Annotated in this window: 4 protein-coding genes; 3 read left to right on the top strand and 1 reads right to left on the bottom strand. The window is 41.9% G+C overall.

What is annotated here, in order from left to right; all coding sequences use genetic code 11:
• The first annotated feature begins 5 nt into the window (after positions 1-5).
• The 3 genes from A3Q33_RS10975 (at position 6) to trmA (ending at position 18,641) form a co-directional block, all read left to right on the top strand.
• A complete protein-coding gene (locus A3Q33_RS10975; protein ID WP_081179974.1) occupies positions 6-13,214 on the top strand; it encodes an OmpA family protein in 13,209 nt (4,402 codons plus the stop codon).
• A complete protein-coding gene (locus A3Q33_RS10970) occupies positions 13,214-16,966 on the top strand; it encodes a TonB-dependent receptor (protein WP_081179973.1) in 3,753 nt (1,250 codons plus the stop codon). Before A3Q33_RS10975 ends, A3Q33_RS10970 begins: the two co-directional genes overlap by 1 nt.
• A 580-nt stretch (positions 16,967-17,546) precedes the next feature.
• Positions 17,547-18,641, top strand: a complete 1,095-nt coding sequence (trmA, locus tag A3Q33_RS10965) for a tRNA (uridine(54)-C5)-methyltransferase TrmA (RefSeq protein WP_081179972.1) — start codon at positions 17,547-17,549, stop codon at positions 18,639-18,641.
• Here trmA and fabR read toward each other — a convergent pair.
• Entirely contained in the window at positions 18,622-19,278 is a 657-nt protein-coding gene (gene fabR / locus A3Q33_RS10960) for an HTH-type transcriptional repressor FabR (RefSeq protein WP_081179971.1), read from the bottom strand. The two genes, trmA and fabR, sit on opposite strands and share 20 nt — an antisense overlap.
• Positions 19,279-19,456: the final 178 nt, after the last annotated feature.

Genomic DNA, 19,456 nt, shown 5'->3' with positions numbered 1-19,456 from the left:
AACTAGTGTCTAACCAAACCTATACAGCGACTGGTACCTTAAACGATCCTATTTCTGGCTCAGCTTTTACCGGAACTGAGGGTGGAAGTTTAGTTGCCCTTACTATACCTGTTGGTTCTGTTTCAGGTACTCAGGAGCCTTTAGATGTAGAGGTTTGTCTTAATGTCAATTTAAATGCCAAACCCAATATATTACAAACTAATGCCATCGGCATAGTACCAGGCTTCCAATTTGGCGATACAGCCACGGGTACAAAAGGCGAAGACACTATCGTTGGTACTGCTGATACCAATAACTTTACGCCCACGGTAATTAAATATTCGATATCAGACACACAACCAGAAGGTGAAAATCCACCGGGTCCAGCATGGAAGTATCCGATTGTTGCAATTGCGGATATTGCTTCAACCGCTACAGTCGCGCCAGTAACTTTTCCAACAATTACGCTACCAGGCAATGTTAAGTACGTTGGTCCTTTAAATATTGTGGGCGCTACGACTTGTAGTATTTCGCCAGACGAGGCGACCCTAGAATCTGATACCGGTGTAGGCAATGCAGTTGATATTAATATAACGTGTACATCAGAAACGGGTACAAATGGCATTTCTGAGGATATCCGCGCAGAATTCGATGTGTATATTACCGATACCTTAAACGCTATGACTTGTAATAGCGATTCTGCAATTAACTCTGCAAAGCATTTGGTGTTAAGAAAAAGTGCTAGCGGGAGTGGTACGCCTGGCTCTACTATTACTTATACATACGCCTATCAAACTTCTGAGTATATTGATGGTATTAGTGCCTTTACCGTAACTGATATTCTAGAGGATGGTATTAGTTACAGTGATCTTGGTAGTAATGAAATTCAGTTATCAATTGTACATAATGGTGCCGTAAGTGCTACTACTACATTAGCAGTTCCTTATTTAGTTCCTGGTACTTCATCAACTTTTGAAAATGCAAATATATTAAAGGCTATTACCGATGCTGGAGGTGAAATCGGCCCAGCTGAAAACGGTACAATAACCTATACCGCGGTTATTGATCAAAGTTATGACAATGGCGACCCCATACTGACGCGTGACACTATCAACAATAGCGTTACCGCAACTTACGGCCTTAGTGATGCTAGCGGAGCACAAAATTGTACTGAAGGCTCTAGTGCCTCGGTGACCATTGATGATGTTACTATCAGCAAAAGTACTATCAGCTCAAGCACGGTGAAGCCTGGTGATGTTGTACATTTTCAGCTAACGATGACAATACCCTCAGGTGATGCAAACAACGTTATACTGACCGATGTATTACCCCTTCCCGTATTTACCGCTACAGATTTTCCAGCAGCAACACAAACAAGTTCAAGCGCTTATCCTGGGTCAGCTGCTGCGGGTAACTTTATAGAATATGATGCCTCGTCTGAATATAATGGTGACTTTACTGTTACCCGCGATGGCGGTTCAAACAGTATTAACATTGACTTTGGCAACATTAATACTGGTACCGCGAATTCAAGGAATATTGTTGTCAATGTTTATGCGGTTGCTAGCAACCAGCCTTATGCTGATGGTTTAAGCCTGGCTAACTTATTAAACGCCGAAACCAATAATACCGCCGTTGATAACGCAAAAAATAACACAGTGACACAAATAACGGTTCGAGCGCCTGATGTTACAGTAACAAAAGAGATTACCAGTGATACGACAGATTTAGATGCTGGTGATCCAATTGACTATAAAATAACGTTAGAAAACATCGGTGGAGCTGATGCTTTTGATGTAACAGTAACTGATGTGTTTGGCAGTGCGCTTGACTCAGCATCTTGTACTACCCCTGTATTGGTTGGAGCTGGAGGTAGTGGTGCTTTTTCAGGAGATCTAGTTAATGGTCTTATACTTAGCGATACATCAGTTAATGAAGGAAGTTTAGCTGCAGCAGCTGTCGCAACCTTGACATTTTCTTGTAATGTTAATAGCAATATTGCCGCTAATACTGACATAGTCAACACTGCTCAAATGACCTTTGCCGCCGGTGAAGGTAAAGCTGCTTTCCCTGTACGAGAAAGTATAATTACAGTAACTAGTATCAGCCCTAGTGTTGATAAAACATTAGTTGCTACATCAGAAGTGGATAGTACCGCTAATGAGTTAGCCATTGGTGAAATAGCACGTTTTCATATTGTTTCCGCTATACCTGAAGGTGTTCACAGCACAGTCAACCTAACAGATTTATTACCACCTGAGCTAATTTATCAAAATGATGGTAGTGCGAAAATTGGTTTTGTTGGGCCTGGCTTAAGCTCAAGTATTGCAACAGACCCAGGTACTGGTGTTTGTCCATATACATTAGCAAGTGCTAGTGCCACGCCTGATTGTGATATTGCTGCAGGCTCTTTTACTGCAGGTGATGATCCTAGTTTTGATTTAGGCACAGTAACCAATAGCGATGATGACGCTGATGTAGAGTATATCGTACTTGAAATTAATGCTGTTAAAGTCGATGCAGGCAATGACACTTTTGACAATAGCGCTACATATACTGACAGCACAGGTACTTATACTTCATCCGCACTAAACTTAAAGCGTGTAGACCCGACATTAACCCTAGACAAAAGCGCGGGTAACGCAGGTGGTGATGCCGGAGACGCTATAACTTACACATTAACCATTACCGCTCCGGCAAGTGCTGACGCGAGTGCTTTTGATATTACCTTAGATGATATTTTACCCCAAGAATTAATTTATAAAACCAATAGCGCAGCATATGGAGCCTGTGCAGCAGGGACCAAAAGTTTTGACGATACTGATACAGCTAACCAAGGTATTAAACTCACTATTGATAAACTAGCAGCCAATCAAAGCTGTGTGTTTACTTATGAAGCGAATGTTTCAACTGCAGCTTCACCAGGTCAAGATATTACCAACAACGCGACCTTGAAATGGACCAGTTTACAAGGGGCTGGTAGTACTTTATCCGACTCAAGTCCAGGCACTGAAAAAAGCTATCAAACTACCGCTTCTGCAACCGTTACGGTTGAATTAACCACCTCAGTAAAATCTATTGTTAGCACTAATTTCACTCATACCAGTGAAGCAGGTTCAGGTGCGAGCGGTTCAGAACGACTACTTTCAGTTGGTGAAGAGATTAAATATCGTTTAGTGGTTTCCGTACCAGAAGGATCCGCTGACAACTTTATTATCAGAGATAATTTACCTGCAGGTCTTGATTATGTCCCTAGTAGCGCTTTTATTGCATTAGTTAGCGACGGAAATTTAACGTCAAGTTTAGGTGCTGGTCTATGTACGGGAGCATCTGCTCAACCAGATCCTGAAAATACTGTAACTCCCAACTGTGTAATAACTCCTACATTAGGCACATCAGAAAATTCTGTTGATTTTGATATAGGTAACGTAACAAACAGTGATGCTGATGGCGATACTGAATATATTGTTATTGAGTTTTCTGCTTTGGTTAAAAACCAATTATCAAACCAACAAAATGTAATATTATCAAATCAATTTGAAGTATTATTAAGTACCGTACAAAACTCGGTTTCGAGTAATATACTAGCTAAAGTCGTTGAGCCAAAACTATCACTGACCAGTGCAACAACACCTAGCACCGTTGATAACCGTACCGATGAAACACCAACGTTTAAATGGACTTTAGTACTAACAAACGACGGTTTAGCTCAAGCATTTCAAATTCAAGATGGTGACAGCGGCAACTGGCAAATTCAATTACCTGATGGCGTTGAAAACATTACCTCATTGGATGTTTTAAGCACTGGCAGTGTAGTTGATAATACAGATCTAACAACCACAATAAGTGCAACTGACTTTACCGTTAGTGGCGCAGACAGTAACCTGCTGAGTATTAACCGCACTTTTGCCATGGACCCTGCGGCAACATTAACGATAACCTTTGATACCAACTTACAAGCTTCTGTTAAACCCGGTTCAACCTTAACAGCGAATACCGATATTGATTATGCCGGACAACAAACGGGTGCGGCAGCTGAAAACGTACGTAACTTTGCCGATATTACAACCGGCACAGGCAACAATCCTGTTACTTCTACAAGCGCACCTTTAAATAATTACCGCACACAAACCGCAATGAGCGTAGCAACAACAACATCAACACCGGTTATTGGCGTAGCAAAAGAGTTAATCAGCAATACCTTTGATCCTGCTGACGGTACCTTTGATCTTGTTTATCGTTTTTATGTGGAAAATAGCGGCGATGTATCTTTAACTAACATTCAGCTTACCGATGATCTTGCGGCTACTTTCAGCCCTATTGCTTCAAGTGATATAGATGTTACCTCAATTACCAGTACCGACTTTACGGTTGATAGCAGCTTTGATGGCATTACCAATAAAACATTAATCAATAATACGACGTCTTCGACACTCGCAATTGGCGTTACAAAAACGGTAGATATTGCTGTTACGGTAAGTCCGGGCAACGATCTTGGTACCTTTAATAACAGTGCTGTTACAAATGCCGAAAGTGCCCGTGATGTGACGAATACCGCTAGTGATAATTCCGTTAATGGCAGCGACCCAGATCCAGCCAATGACGGTCCAAGTAATGATGCTAGCCCAACGCCAGTCACTTTTGCTGTTGACCCTGCATTAGGCTTAGCAAAGTCAGTTAATGGACCAGTAGTTGATAATGGCGACGGTACATTTACGTTTAATTACCAATTTGCTGTGAAAAATACCGGTGACGTAAATCTAACTGATCTACAAGTAGTTGATAATTTATCTACTATTTTTGCCAGCGCTGATAGCTTTAGTGTAAGCACACCAACGAGTACTGATTTCACCATAAATAACAGCTACAACGGCGACACTGACACCAACCTTTTAGCTGCCAGCCAGAGTTTAATTGTCGGTGCTAGCGGTATCATTAACTTACAAGTCACCGTCAGCCCTGGTACTACCTTAACTTATAACAACAGCGCGACTACCAATGCAAACAGCCCAAATGGTATTGCGAGCGACACTTCTGATAACGGCACAAACACAGAAACTGATAACGGCAGCGGTGGGCTAGCAGATCCTACCCCCATTACCTTTGTCGAATCACCAAAGGTTAATATTGCGAATACGGTCAGCGATGGTCCAACCAACAACGGTGACGGAACGCATACGTTAACCTACACAATGGTCATAAAAAACACCGGTAAAACAGCTTTAGCTAATGTACAGGTAGTCGATGATTTAACAGCCATGTTTGGTGCCGGGAATTATGTAGTAGATGCTAAAAGTGCAGAAAATGGCCTCAGCATAAACAATAATTATAATGGCGGGAATGATACAAACTTATTAGCACCAAACCAAAATTTAGCCATTGGCGAGAGCAAAACAATAACATTCACCGTTACCGTAACTCCGGGTACTACTTTAAGTTATAGCAATAATGCTACTGCAAGCGGTACTAGCCCTGGTGGCACAACTGCTAACGATATATCTGACAATGGTACTGACCCAGAAACCAATAATAATAGTGGCGGTGTTGATGATCCAACGCCAGTAACTTTTACTGAAGCCCCTGATATTGGTGTAGCTAAAGCTATCAGCGCAGGCCCAACCAATAATGGTGATGGTACACATAGCCTGACTTACTCAATTGTGGTGAAAAACACCGGCGATATTACGCTGAATAATGTGCAGATCGTCGATGATTTAAATACCACATTCAGTGGTGCTAGCTATGTGGTTGATGCTAAAAGCACCGCAGGTACACTTACGATTAATAGTACCTATGATGGCAATACGGATAAAAATTTATTAGATTCGAGTCAAAATTTAGTCGTGGGTGCCAGTGAAACCATTAGCCTAACCGTTACTGTTACGCCGGGCACTACCTTAGGGAATTACGAAAACCAGGCGGTTGCTTCAGCACAAAGTCCAGGTGGTGAAAGTGTTACTGATGATTCTGATAATGGTACAAACCCAGAAACCAATAATGATTCGGGTGGTTTGGCTGACAAAACGCCAGTAACCTTTGTTGAAAACCCAGCTATTGGTGTAGCAAAAGCTATCAGTGCAACCCCTACCAACAATGGTGATGGCACATATACCTTAACCTATAACGTGGTCGTGAAAAATACAGGTGCTATTAACTTAAGCAATGTTCAAGTCGAAGACGATTTAAATACTACCTTTAGCGGTGCAACATTTGTGGTTGATGCTAAAAGCACCGCCGGTACGCTCACCATCAACAATGCATTTAATGGCAATAGCGATAAAAACTTATTAGCGCCAAGCCAAAACTTAGCCGTTGGCGCCAGCGAAACAATCGCATTAACCGTTACCGTAACGCCCGGAAATAACTTAGGCGCCTATAACAACAGTGCAACGGCAAGTGCGACCAGCCCAAGTGGTGCAGGTGTTACCGACATTTCTGACAACGGTAGCAATCCAGAAACTGATAATGGCTCTGGTGGTTTAGCGGACTCAACCCCTATTACTTTTGTTGAAGGTTCAGCTATTGGTGTTGCAAAAAGTATCAGCGCAGGTCCAACCAACAACGGTGACGGCACATATACTTTAACCTACGACATGGTAGTGAAAAATATAGGGGCTATTAACTTAACCAATGTACAAGTTGTAGACGATTTAAGTACCACTTTTAGTGGTGCTATCTTTGTGGTTGATGCTAAAAGCACAGCAGGTACACTGACCATTAATAGTAACTTTAATGGTAATGGGGATACAAACTTACTGGCAGCGAACCAAAGCTTGAGTGTTGGCGCTCAAGAAACGATTTCGGTTAAGGTCATCGTAACGCCTGGTAGTACGTCAACTTATAGCAACAGTGCTACAGCAAGTGGTAATAGCCCTAGTGGTGCAAGCGTTAGCGATGTATCTGATGCAGGTAGTGATCCAGAAAGTGACAACGGTGCGGGCGGTTCTGATGATGCCACTACAGTAAACTTTGATGAATCACCTGCCATAGGTATCGCGAAAAGAATTAGCTCATCAGTCGTGAACAACAATGACGGTAGTTATACCTTAACCTACGCAATGCTAGTGCAAAACAACGGTGATATTGAGTTGAACTCGGTGCAAATTATTGAAGATTTCACTGTTACTTATCCTTCACCTGCAACGGTTCAAGTTGATAATATTGTCAGTAACAACTTCACCATAAATGCGAACTTTGATGGCGATAGTGATAAAAACTTACTTGCGGCGAATCAAACATTAACTTCTGGTGCATTGGCCTCATCTTCTGCCACACTCGATCTTACTGTCACCATTACGCCGGGTACAAATTTAGGCCCTTACAATAATACCGCAAAAGTGAATGGCACAAGTCCAAGTGGTGCAGTAATTAGTGATGATTCTGATGATGGTACTGATGCCGATGGGGATAATGGCGATGGTAGTTTAGCCACTCCAACACCTGTCACTTTTACAGAAACGCCAGCTATAGGTATTGCTAAAGAAATTAGCGGACCTGTAACCAATAATGAAGATGGTAGTTATAGCCTTATTTACAGCATTGTTGTACGTAACAATGGTGATGTACCGCTTAATTCAGTGCAAGTTTCAGAGCCACTATCAACCACGTTTGCAGGTGCTAACTTTACGGTTGGCACTATTAGCAGCGCTGATATTGGTGTGAATAATGCTTTTAACGGCTTAAATACAGGCGACAGTAATTTACTTGCTACCGGCCAAGATCTTGCCTTTGATACCTCTGCCACCATTTTAGTACCAGTGACTGTTACTCCTGGCTCCACATTAGGTCCATACAGTAATACCGCAACAGCCAGTGCTAACAGTGCAGGCGGTAATATTGTAAACGACGACTCTGATAATGGTAGCAGCCCAATAACCAATAACGGCAGTGGCGGTGAAAATGATCCCACAATTTACACATTCACTGAAGCGCCAGCCATTGGTATAGCGAAATCACTCGTAGCTGAGCCCGTAAATAACAGCGACGGTAGCTACAACTTAAGCTACCAATTAGTGGTAGAAAATATCGGTGATATTACGCTAAGTAATGTCCAAGTTATTGAAAATTTACGTCTAACTTTTCCTGCACCAACGGCTTTTACAGTTACTTCGCTGAGTGCAAATAGCTTAAGTGTAAATACTGCTTTTGATGGTGAAAACGACACTAATATTTTTGCCACGAATCAAAACCTAGACGTGGCCGCCAGCGATACTATTTTGCTGCAATTAACCGTTACGCCAGGGGAAAATTTAGGGCCGTACGAAAATACCGCAACAGCGACCGCACAAAGTCCTGCGGGCAATAATATCAGCGATATATCAGATAACGGCATTAATACCTCAGGTAATAATGAAGCGGGTACAACTGATGCTGATAAAACGCCAGTAACATTTAGCGAGGCACCTGCTTTAGGTATTGCTAAGGCTATATCAAACATTAACAATCTGGGTGATGGTCGCTATCAAGTTAACTATCAGTTTAATGCAAAAAACACCGGTGATATCGTACTTAACGATGTGCAAATCGATGAAAACCTTGCCAGCATATTCGCTAATGCAAGCGCCTTTAGCGTAGTTAATTTAAGTAGCGCACAGCTTAATGTTAATGGTAGCTTTGATGGTAATACCGACACCAGCCTTTTAGCGGTTTCTCAAACGTTAGCTGCAAACGGCACGGCAATTGTTGACCTATCTATTATCATTACACCTGCAGATAATTTAGGGCCATACAATAATAGTGTCACCATCTCTGGAACTAGCCCTAGCGGTAATACTTTCAATGATGTGTCTGATAATGGTAATGATCCGGCTGGCGATAACGGTGATGGTGGCTTTGCAGATACAACCTCGCTTACCTTTACTGAAGCACCGGCCATTGGCATAGCCAAAGCATTAGTTGCAGAGCCTGTGAACAACAGCGATGGCAGCTACAACTTAAGTTACCAGTTAGTGGTAGAAAATATCGGTGATATCTCGCTAAGTAATGTACAAATTGTCGAAGACTTACGCGCAACATTCCCTGCGCCTACCACCTTTATCGTTAATTCACTCAGCGCCAATACTTTAAGTGTTAATGCTGATTTTGACGGCGAAGGCGACACTAACGTTTTTGCTGCCAACCAAAGCTTAGCTGTGGCAGCAAAAGATACTATTTTATTGCAATTAACCGTAACGCCGGGGGCTAATCTAGGACCATATAACAATACTGCCGCAGCCTCAGGTCAAAGCCCAAGTGGTGATGATGTAACTGACAACTCGGATAACGGTAGTAATACCTCAGGCGATAATGGTGCCGGAGGTAATGATGATGCAACACCCGTAACCTTTACCGAAGCGCCAGCCATAGGCGTTGCGAAAGCCATGACCAATGTCAGCAATAATGGTGATGGTACTTATGCACTAACTTATACTTTCAATCTGAAAAACACCGGTGATATCGCATTAAATAATGTGCAAGTTGTTGATGATTTGATGAGTACATTCCAAAATCAAAGTATCTATACGATTACGTCATTGAGCAGTGTTTCTCTCGCGGTTAACACCAGCTTTAATGGTAATAGTGACACTACTTTATTAGCAGCGAACCAAAGCTTGGCACTAGGGACGAGTGATGTTATTACGTTAGTGCTTGAGTTAACGCCAGCCGATAACTTAGGCCCTTATAACAACAGTGCGCAAGCATCAGGTAATAGCCCAAGTGGCAGCAGTATTAACGACACGTCAGATAACGGTGTCGACCCTGAAGGCGATAACGGAGATGGTGGATTTAATGATGCAACACCTATTACCTTTACTGAAGCACCTGCCATTGGTATTGCTAAATTATTAGTCGCTGAGCCTGTTAATAATAGTGACGGTAGTTATAACTTAAGTTACCAATTAGTGGTTGAGAATATCGGTGATATCTCACTCACTAACGTGCAAATTGTCGAAGACTTGCGCGCAACCTTCCCTGCGCCAGCAACTTTTAGCGTTAATTCACTCAGCGCAAACACCTTAAGTGTTAATGCTGATTTTGATGGCGAAAGCGACACTAACGTTTTTGCAGCCAACCAAAGCTTTGCTGTTGCAGCAAAAGATACCATTGTATTGCAGTTGACTGTAACGCCGGGCGAAAATCTTGGTCCATATAACAATACGGCTGTAGCATCAGCACAAAGCCCAAGTGGCGCAGATGTAAATGATGACTCGGATAATGGTAGTAATACTTCTGGTGATAATGGTGACGGCAGCGATAACGATGCAACGCCAGTTACTTTTACTGAAGCCCCTGCCATAGGTGTTGCTAAAACGGTTAGCGGTGAAATAGTACCTACCGTAAATGGTAGTGTCGGTAACTTTGACGTGCCATTTGCTTTGGTTATTCAAAACAATGGTGACGTTCCGCTAACTAATATCCAGCTTATTGATGATGTTAGTTCAAGGTTTGGTAGTGCTTATGTGAGTATCAGTGAAGCCGCAGAAATTACCGCTTCTACAGCTGAAGAAACGCCAAACTTAAATGCTAATTTCCCAACTAATTTATTTGATGGAACTAGTGGTCGATTAATGCCAGGGCAAAGTATTAATATTAGCTTTACTCTTGAGCTGAACCCTGGCGCAGAAGAAGCAAAAGGTATAATAACCAACCAAGCACAAGCTTTAGGTACCTCTTCAGGTGGTGTAGAAGTTAATGACTTATCTGATAGTGGTACTAACGCAAGTAATAACCCAACTACCGGTGGCGACAACCCCAGCGCCCCAGGTAACACTAGCGGTGGTACTGATGATCCAACACCATTTGAATTACCTGCAGGTAGCTTGCAAGGCACCGTTTGGATAGATAGTGATCGCAATGATGAGATGAGCGAAGGTGAGCCATTACTTATTGGATGGACCATACAAGTCACTGACACCAATGGTAATATTGTCGCAACCGTCGTAACTGATGAAAACGGATTCTTTCAAATAGAAAATTTACCACAAGGTGACTATACCGTTGACTTTATTACACCAAACGGCACAACCTTTTTCAGTACAACATCGTCAATACCCGCGAATGAATCGGTTAATATTCCAGTACCTGTTGACCCAAGTGGCGTAGTTTACGACTCTCTTACTCGTATTCCTGTTGCTAATACCTTAGTTACCATGGTGGATAGTAACGGTACCGCATTACCTGATGTTTGTTTGCTGCCTAACCAGCAGAACCAAATTACCGGTGATGACGGTTACTACTTCTTCTTATTATTCTTAGGGGCTGATCCTGCGTGTCAACACAACGACACCTTTACTTTAGTAGTAACAGCACCTGAAGAAGAATATCAGCCAAGCCATTCGAACCTAATATTGCCACAAGCAGGAGTGCTAGATCCTACAGGTCTTCAAAACCCATTTGCATTATCGAATTCTGCGATGGCACCGGCAATAGGTGATGACACCACTTATTACATGGCATTTACCTTGGCGCAAGGTGATCCTGATGTGATCAACAACCACATTGCTGTTGATAAAATTGGTGTAAACCCAAGCATGATCCGCTTAACCAAGAGTGCTAACACCAAGCAAACACTCATTGGTGGCTTAATACGCTATAGCATTCAAATTGAAAACATTAGCGAAGTTGATGTTGAAAACCTGACCTTGATTGATTATCTGCCTGCCGGTTTTACTTATGTTGAAAACTCGGCATATACCAACGATGCAGACGGCGCCATGCAATTAACCAGCAACCAACCGTTAACGGTTTCAGGTATTGACGTACCGGCAGAGTCTAGTGTTGAGTTTATTTATATTCTGCGCGTAGGTGCCGGTGTTGCTCGTGGTAAACATATTAACCGTGTTTCACCCTACCTTGGCAGTGCGCCTATCGGTAACGAAGCCACGGCTACGGTTATCGTTGGTGCAGATCCAGACTTTGAAGAAGTTACTATTCTAGGCAAAGTGTTTGACGATAGAGACAGCGATAATTGGCAAGACAGCGCCAATGCCTCAGCGTTATTTATTCAAGGCGGTATCAGCGAAAGCAGTTATGTCGCCAACAGCACTTTCATCATTAATGCAGATGGCCAACGCCAATTAGATGATGCAAGCGCGCCACTTAATCATGGTATCGATTTAGGTGATTTAACGGGTCGCAGCAGTGAAGCTGATAACGCCAATAACCATCAAATAATAATTCGTCAGCAACTGCGCGACTTAGCTTTTAGTGATAATTTAGTCTTAACCACCGCAGAAGGTACTCATATTACGATGAGTAGCCAAGGTAATAGCGAATCAAATCCTACGGGAGAAGTGGCAAAAGGCCTGACTGCACAAGACTTACGCATTGAGCGCAACATAACGGTGTTAGCTAACGGGCATTATCAAGTTGACCTTATTATACAAAACCACGGTATTCAAGAAATTGGTATTCCCGGTGTTAGAGTGGCGACCGTTGAAGGTTTATATATAGAAACTGACTTACACGGACGTTTCCATCTAGAAGCTGTTGACGTTCCTAACTTAGCGCGTGGTCGTAACTTCTATATGAAAGTTGATAAAGCCACCTTGCCGCCAGAAAGTACTTTTGTCAGTGAAAACCCAAGAGTTAAACGCATTACTCAAGGTTTACCCACGCGTTTTGATTTTGCCATTCAACTGGCCAAGCAACAATTTGATGGCGGTGAGCAACACGCCTTAATCAAACTCGGTGATTTACTGTTTAATGAAGGCAGTGCTGAGTTAAATGCTGAGCATAAAGTTTGGTTAACGCAAATGTCAGATACCATTAATCAGTATCAAGGCGGCACAATTCAAATTATTGGCCAAGCGCATACTCAAGCCCTAGCTTATCAGCGAGCCAACAACACCTATCAATGGTTATTGCCGTTAATACGTGAAGATCTTCGCCCTGCTTTTAGTGTCGACTTAGTTGAAGAAGTCGATGGCAACTTTGCACCGATCATTAATATCGCGAACGAGACTAAGCTTGGAAGCATACTTTTCGACTCTAACAAAAGCACCGTAAAAGCAGAATATCAACCGCTGCTAAATAGCATAGCTGAGCAACTCGCCAGTGCCGAAAAAGGCTATTTAGCCATTACCGGTTTTGCTGACAGTAGTGGAGTAGAACATTACAACCTTGCCTTAGGTTTACGTCGTGCGAAAGCCGTATTCGAGCAATTAAAAACACGAATGCCTGCACAAGCTTGGGAAAAACTGACTATTAAAATACAAAAAATCGACACCGAGAATTCAATGAAGGAGGATAAATAATGAGAAACTTTATCCAACGTCATTCATTAGCTTATTGCTGTACCGCGCTATTAATTACTAGTGCTACTAACACTTATGCTAATACAGAAAAAACCACCACGGTTGATACGACAATTGAAACTGAGCAACAAACACCTATATGCCCGCCGGCAGCTTGTAAAACGGCTCAGGGCTTTAGTGTTGAAATTATCAGTAAAGGCGAGCAAGCTTCGCGTAATAAAAATGACCCAGCTGATCGCCGTGTTGAGTTAGCCCTTAGTCATGAGGCTAGAGAAGAAATACCCGCAGTAAAGCAAGCCAAAACCCAAGTGCGTGGCAACTTTTTGGTTAGAATGCCACTGGGGGGTATTTTTTGGGCAACAGAAGATCCAGCCATTACTGCACCTAGGCTAAGTATTAGCGCCCCGCAAGCGATAAAGTTTGATGGTATTAATAATTACGACGCCAAGTTTAATTACTTTACCAACTACCCTGCTTTTATAGAACATCTAGAATTAGTGGTCTACAAAGGTAACGATGTTGATTTAATTACGCCACTCTTTAGTAGCGAATTAACCGATCTTGACAGCCATGGCGAAATTTCATGGCAAGTAACGCCTTCAACGTTGAGCAATATGATCGCTGGCGACAGTTTACGTTATGTATTACGCGCTTTTGATGCTCAAGGCAACATGGATGAAACGCAAAGCAAACTAATACAACTGATTTCACCTGAGGCGTACGACAGTGGTACTTACCTTAACCAAGGTAACAACCAACAATCGCTTCAGGCAACTAGCTCGACACAAAGCCAGTTCAATAGCCAAGAAACGGCACAAGTGACATCGACCAATATAACCTCTGCAACCAGTTCTGCAAACACGACCTTTGGTGCTAATGAGTTGATCAAGCAAAACATTCCCATTACAGGTAGTCGAGTTCGTATTTTTGGCCAAGATATTCCTGAAGGTTACAATGTTGAAATTAATGGCAAAAACTACCCAGTAGATTTAGAGCGAAAGTTTGCCAGCGAACATTTATTACCTATCGGCAGCTATGTATTTGACCTAACCATTAGTGGTGAAAAAGGCACAGTAACTAAACCCTTAAAAGTCGATGTGACAGGAAAGTACATGTTCTTAGCGGCGCTTGCTGATATTAATATCAGTGAAAACAAAGTTACCGGCAATATAGAGCCTCTTGCAAGTGACGACAGATACGATGACGACTTGCTTATCGAAGGCCGTCTCGCATTTTATTTGAAAGGTAAAATCAAAGGTAAGTATTTGGTAACAGCCCATGCTGATACCCAAGAGCGTGAATTATCACAACTCTTTAATGGCTTTTTAGATAAAGACCCGGTCGATATTTTCCGCCGTTTAGACCCTGATAAGTATTATCCCGTTTACGGTGACGACTCAACCACCACGCGTGACGTTGACACCCAAGGACGTTTTTATGTGCGTGTTGACTGGGACAAGTCACTCGCCTTATGGGGTAATTACAACACCGGCATGACCGACACAGAATACAGCCAATACAATCGTAGTTTATACGGCGCGGCGCTGAACTGGAAATCAACCGAGTCAAACGCTTATGGTCAAGAAAAAAGCCAATTAAAAGCCTTTATCTCAGAAGCGCAAACCGCGTTAGGTCACAGTGAATTTTTAGGTACAGGCGGTAGTATCTATTACTTAAAACATACCGACATATTAGCGGGCTCTGACAAATTAGCGATAGAAGTTAGAAACCCAGATACCGGTTTAACCGTTGACCGTATTGAATTAACCCGCGACGCTGATTACCAAGTGGATGAAATACAAGGGCGTATAATATTGTCGCGCCCATTATTGAGTTTCTCGCGTGATAGTCAAAACAGCATTATTCGTGACCAACCTCTCGACGGTAATAAATTACTGCTTTTAGTTGATTACGAATACTTACCTAATGGCTTTAGTGCTGACCACTTAACCGCAGGTGGCCGTGCTAAACATTGGTTTAACGATCATATTGCCGTAGGTTTAAGCTATGTCGACGAAAATCGTGCAGGTAACGACTATCAACTTGCGGGTGCCGACCTAACATTGCAAGCCGGTAAAGGTAGCTATATTAAAATTGAGCACAGCAATACCCGCAACAACCAGGCACCGATATTTTATTCAGACAATGGCGGTTTAACCTTCCAGCAAATGAATATTATTGACGACGAGCTAACAGGTAATGATAAATCAGGCGATGCATTAAGTTTTGAAGCAAGAGCTAACCTAAAAGCTTTAGGTTACACCGAGCAAGAACTGACCGCAGCGGCATGGCACAAAAACACCGGCGCTGGGTTTTCAATTGCTCGCCGTGATTTAACCGAAGACATTACCGAACAAGGCATTGAAGTTAGCGGGCAGTATAGCCAAACAGGTCATTACAGCACTAGCATAACTAAGCAAGAATCAGGTAATAATGCGCGCGAAGAAATCAGTTTATTTGTGCAACAAAATCTTGATAACAGCGGTAATATCAGCGCCGAAATTAAACAAATAAAAGAGCAACAAAACCTGCAATCTCAAACCGGTTTATTAGCTGCACTTGGTTATCGTCAACGTTTAACACCAAGCTTTGAACTTTACGGTATTGCCCAAGGCACCATTGATGCTGACGACGGTTATGAAAACAACGACTTAATCACCTTAGGTGGTAAGTACATACTTGAGAGTCGCTCTAGCATAGGTGCAGAATACGCAACAGGCCATCGTGGTGATACTGCAGCGCTTGATATTGATTACCAAGTCAATAGCGATCACAACCTCTACAGTCGTTATAGTTGGTCAACCGACACTACGAGCCCACTTTTAGCATCGAACGATACTAATGGCCTTACGTTTGGTCATCGCTCAAGAGTTACAGACAGCCTGAACGTGTTTAATGAAACCCAAACCATTAATGAAAAAAATGAATCAGGTTTTGTGCATGTGTTTGGTGTGAATTACTTGCTCAGCCAAGGTTGGAATTTAGGCGGCTCGTTACAACACGGTGAACTAACATTAATTGCTGGCAACGTAGAGCGTGACGCTGCAAGTCTTTCGTTAGGCTTTCGTGACAAAGATATGCAATGGCAAACTAAGCTAGAGTACCGTGAAGACCAAGGTGCTGAAGAACGCACGCAATGGCTAACCACTAACCGTTTAAACTATTTAGTGAACGACTCATGGCGCGTAGCAGCTAAATATAACTATTCTGATACTGAAGACCAAATAAGCCCAGATGCTAATGCCACATTTACTGAAGCGAGTGTCGGATTTGCTTATCGTCCTTTTGATAACAACCGCTGGAATTTATTAGGTAAATACACCTACCTTTACGATTTACGAGGTTTAGCACAAACTAACTTTGGTACCGATCAAAAGTCAGACATTTATACTTTAGAAGGCACTTATCGTTACAACCCTGTATGGGAGTTTGCCGCGAAACTGGGTCGCAGAACCGGTGAATTACGCTCAGGTCGTGGTATTGGCGAATTATTTAAAAGCACGGTTAACTTCTCTGCATTACAAACTCGCTACCATATCGTAAAACAATGGGATGCATTGCTAGAGTTTCGTACCTTAAAAGTTGTTGAAGATAACTCAACGCGTAATGGCTGGCTTGTAGGATTAGATCGCCATATAGGCAAACACTTTAAAGTGGGTGTTGGTTACAACTTTACTGATTTTAGTGACGACTTAAAACTTACTGACTACGAGTATAAAGGCTGGTTTATCAACCTTGTGGGTAAATACTAAAGCTACCTTATATTAGGTTAAATTTTTAGCCAAAACACATAGCATATAGCGCACAGGTTAAAGTTAATTAACGTTAGCTTTAACCTGATTAATGACGGTGTGCTTATTAGATGTTAGGTATTAAGTGTTAGATGTTAGATATTAGATATTAGATATTAGATGTTAGATGTTAGATGTTAGATATTAGATATTAGATGTTAGATATTAGGTGTTAGGTGTTAGGTGTTAGGTGTTAGGTGTTAGGTGTTAGGTGGGTGAATATGACGGTATAAATACCGACCTACAAATTTTATCTGCTGATAAGTCAGTCATCGTTAATGTAAACAGCTTAGTATCAAACACCTGCTTGCAAGTACTCGCACAAACTCATTTATTACTTTATTCGAAATTACATTCCACACCACTTCTGGGCTAAATATCATTCGGTTTTTGAGAATAAAACCGTTTTGTTTGACTAAGGGCTATGCTTAAAAAGCGAATTCTTCTAGAATACAGCCATTATTTAGTAGACAAAAATTGGGCTCTCGCTAGAATCTCCGCCTCATCAGGTAGCGATGTCCACTTTCAACAAGGTATTTCAATGTTTAGCCATATTCATCCCGATAATTATCAACAGCAGCTTGACGAAAAACAGCAAAGTATTTCAAGCACTTTCGCTCAATTTGACTTGCCAACATTTGAAATATATCCATCGCCTACCTTAAATTACCGTCAACGAGCTGAGTTTCGAGTTTGGCATGAAGGTGATGATCTCTACTACATTATGTTTAATAGTGAGACCAAAGAAAAATACAAGGTAGAAGACTTCCCAGTTGCTAGTGTGCTAATCAACCAATTTATGACCGCATTACTAGCCGACATAAAACATAATGATGTATTACGCCAACGCTTATTCCAAGTTGATTTCCTATCAACACTCAGTGGTGAAGTGTTAATTAGCTTGCTTTACCATAAGCAGTTAGACGAACAATGGATTGAACAAGCCCAACAATTAAAAGCACGTTTATCTGCCATAGCGCCCGTTGATATTATTGGCCGAGCGCGTAAGCAAAAAGTGGTATTAGACAAAGACTTTGTGATGGAAACCTTAACGGTAAATGGCGAGAAGTTTCATTACCAACAAGTTGAAAACAGCTTTACTCAACCCAACGCCAAGGTAAATGAAGAAATGTTACTTTGGGCCCAAAAAGCGACTAAAAACCTCGGTGGCGATTTAATTGAACTCTATTGTGGTAATGGTAATTTTAGTATCGCCTTAGCACAAAACTTTGATCGCGTATTAGGCACAGAAATATCAAAAACGTCAGTAAAATCGGCACAAATTAATATTGCCGCTAACAAATTAGACAATGTTGATATTGTAAGAATGGCGAGTGAGGACTTTAGTCAGGCAATGAACGGCGAACGCGTATTTCGTCGTTTAGAAGGCTTTGATTTAACCAGCTACAATTACCAAACCGTGCTGGTTGATCCGCCGCGAGCTGGTCTTGATCCTGATAGTGTTGAGCTAGTGTCTCGTTTTGAGCGCATTATTTATATTTCATGCAACCCTGAAACACTGCGTGATAATTTAACAGAGCTGGTTAAAACTCATAAAATAGAGCACTTTGCCCTATTCGACCAATTCCCTTATACCCATCACGTAGAAACAGGCGTTATTTTGTCACGCCTTTAGCTTTATTACTGCGCAGTTCGTTACGGCTTTCATTTCGGCCGCTAAACTCAAATGCACCACGAGCAATAAACCTCAATTGTTTAATTGTTCGTTGTGCTAATTGGGCTAAGTCTTTTTTATCATAGTCTAAAGCATCAGAGCCGGCGCTAAAAACAATAGTGACGGCAGCATTGGCTTGCAAATAAGCAATTTCAGCATCAAGCTTATTAGCTTGTTGTAAGTAGTCGCAAAGCTCTAAAGTAAAATAACGAATTTCGCGATTAACCGCCGCACGAAACGCTGGTGATGTGCCTGAACGTTCTCGTAATAACAGCCGAAATATATTGCCGTTATTTTCAATAAACTCCATAAAAGTACGGACAGAAATTTGGATAACAGAGCCACCTTTTTCAATGCGCTGCCTAGCTTGTCGCATTAACTGGCGTAAGGTTAAACCGGCTTCATCAACTAAAGTTAAACCCAATTCGTCCATATCTGAAAAATGGCGATAAAAAGAAGTCGGCGCTAAACCAGCTTCTTTGGCGACTTCACGTAAACTAAGGCTAGAAAAACTTCGTTCACTACTCAGTTGCCCTAAAGCTGCATCAATTAATTGACGACGCGTTTTTTCTTTTTGAAGTGCTCGAATACCGCTCATCGCCAATACACCTAATATTTATTTCACCCTAAAACTAGGCTGATATGATACTTAAAATCGTTAACAATGCTAGTAAATTGATGCTAAACGCGTTGTGATGACAAAAGTATTAACGGTTAATATCTCGAAAAATTCATCATCAGCACTTGACTCAGCATCGAGTAAAGATAGAATAGCG

Origin of the sequence: Colwellia sp. PAMC 21821 (assembly GCF_002077175.1) — a bacterium.
Taxonomy (GTDB): domain Bacteria; phylum Pseudomonadota; class Gammaproteobacteria; order Enterobacterales; family Alteromonadaceae; genus Cognaticolwellia.
This window is presented reverse-complemented; position numbering and strand designations above follow the sequence as displayed.

What these genes read in the sequence shown, in the direction of transcription:
- A3Q33_RS10970 (WP_081179973.1), top strand. Translation starts at nt 13,214, where the DNA reads ATGAGAAACTTTATCCAACGTCATTCATTAGCTTATTGCTGTACCGCG.
- trmA (WP_081179972.1), top strand. Translation starts at nt 17,547, where the DNA reads ATGTTTAGCCATATTCATCCCGATAATTATCAACAGCAGCTTGACGAA.
- fabR (WP_081179971.1), bottom strand. Translation starts at nt 19,278, where the DNA reads ATGAGCGGTATTCGAGCACTTCAAAAAGAAAAAACGCGTCGTCAATTA.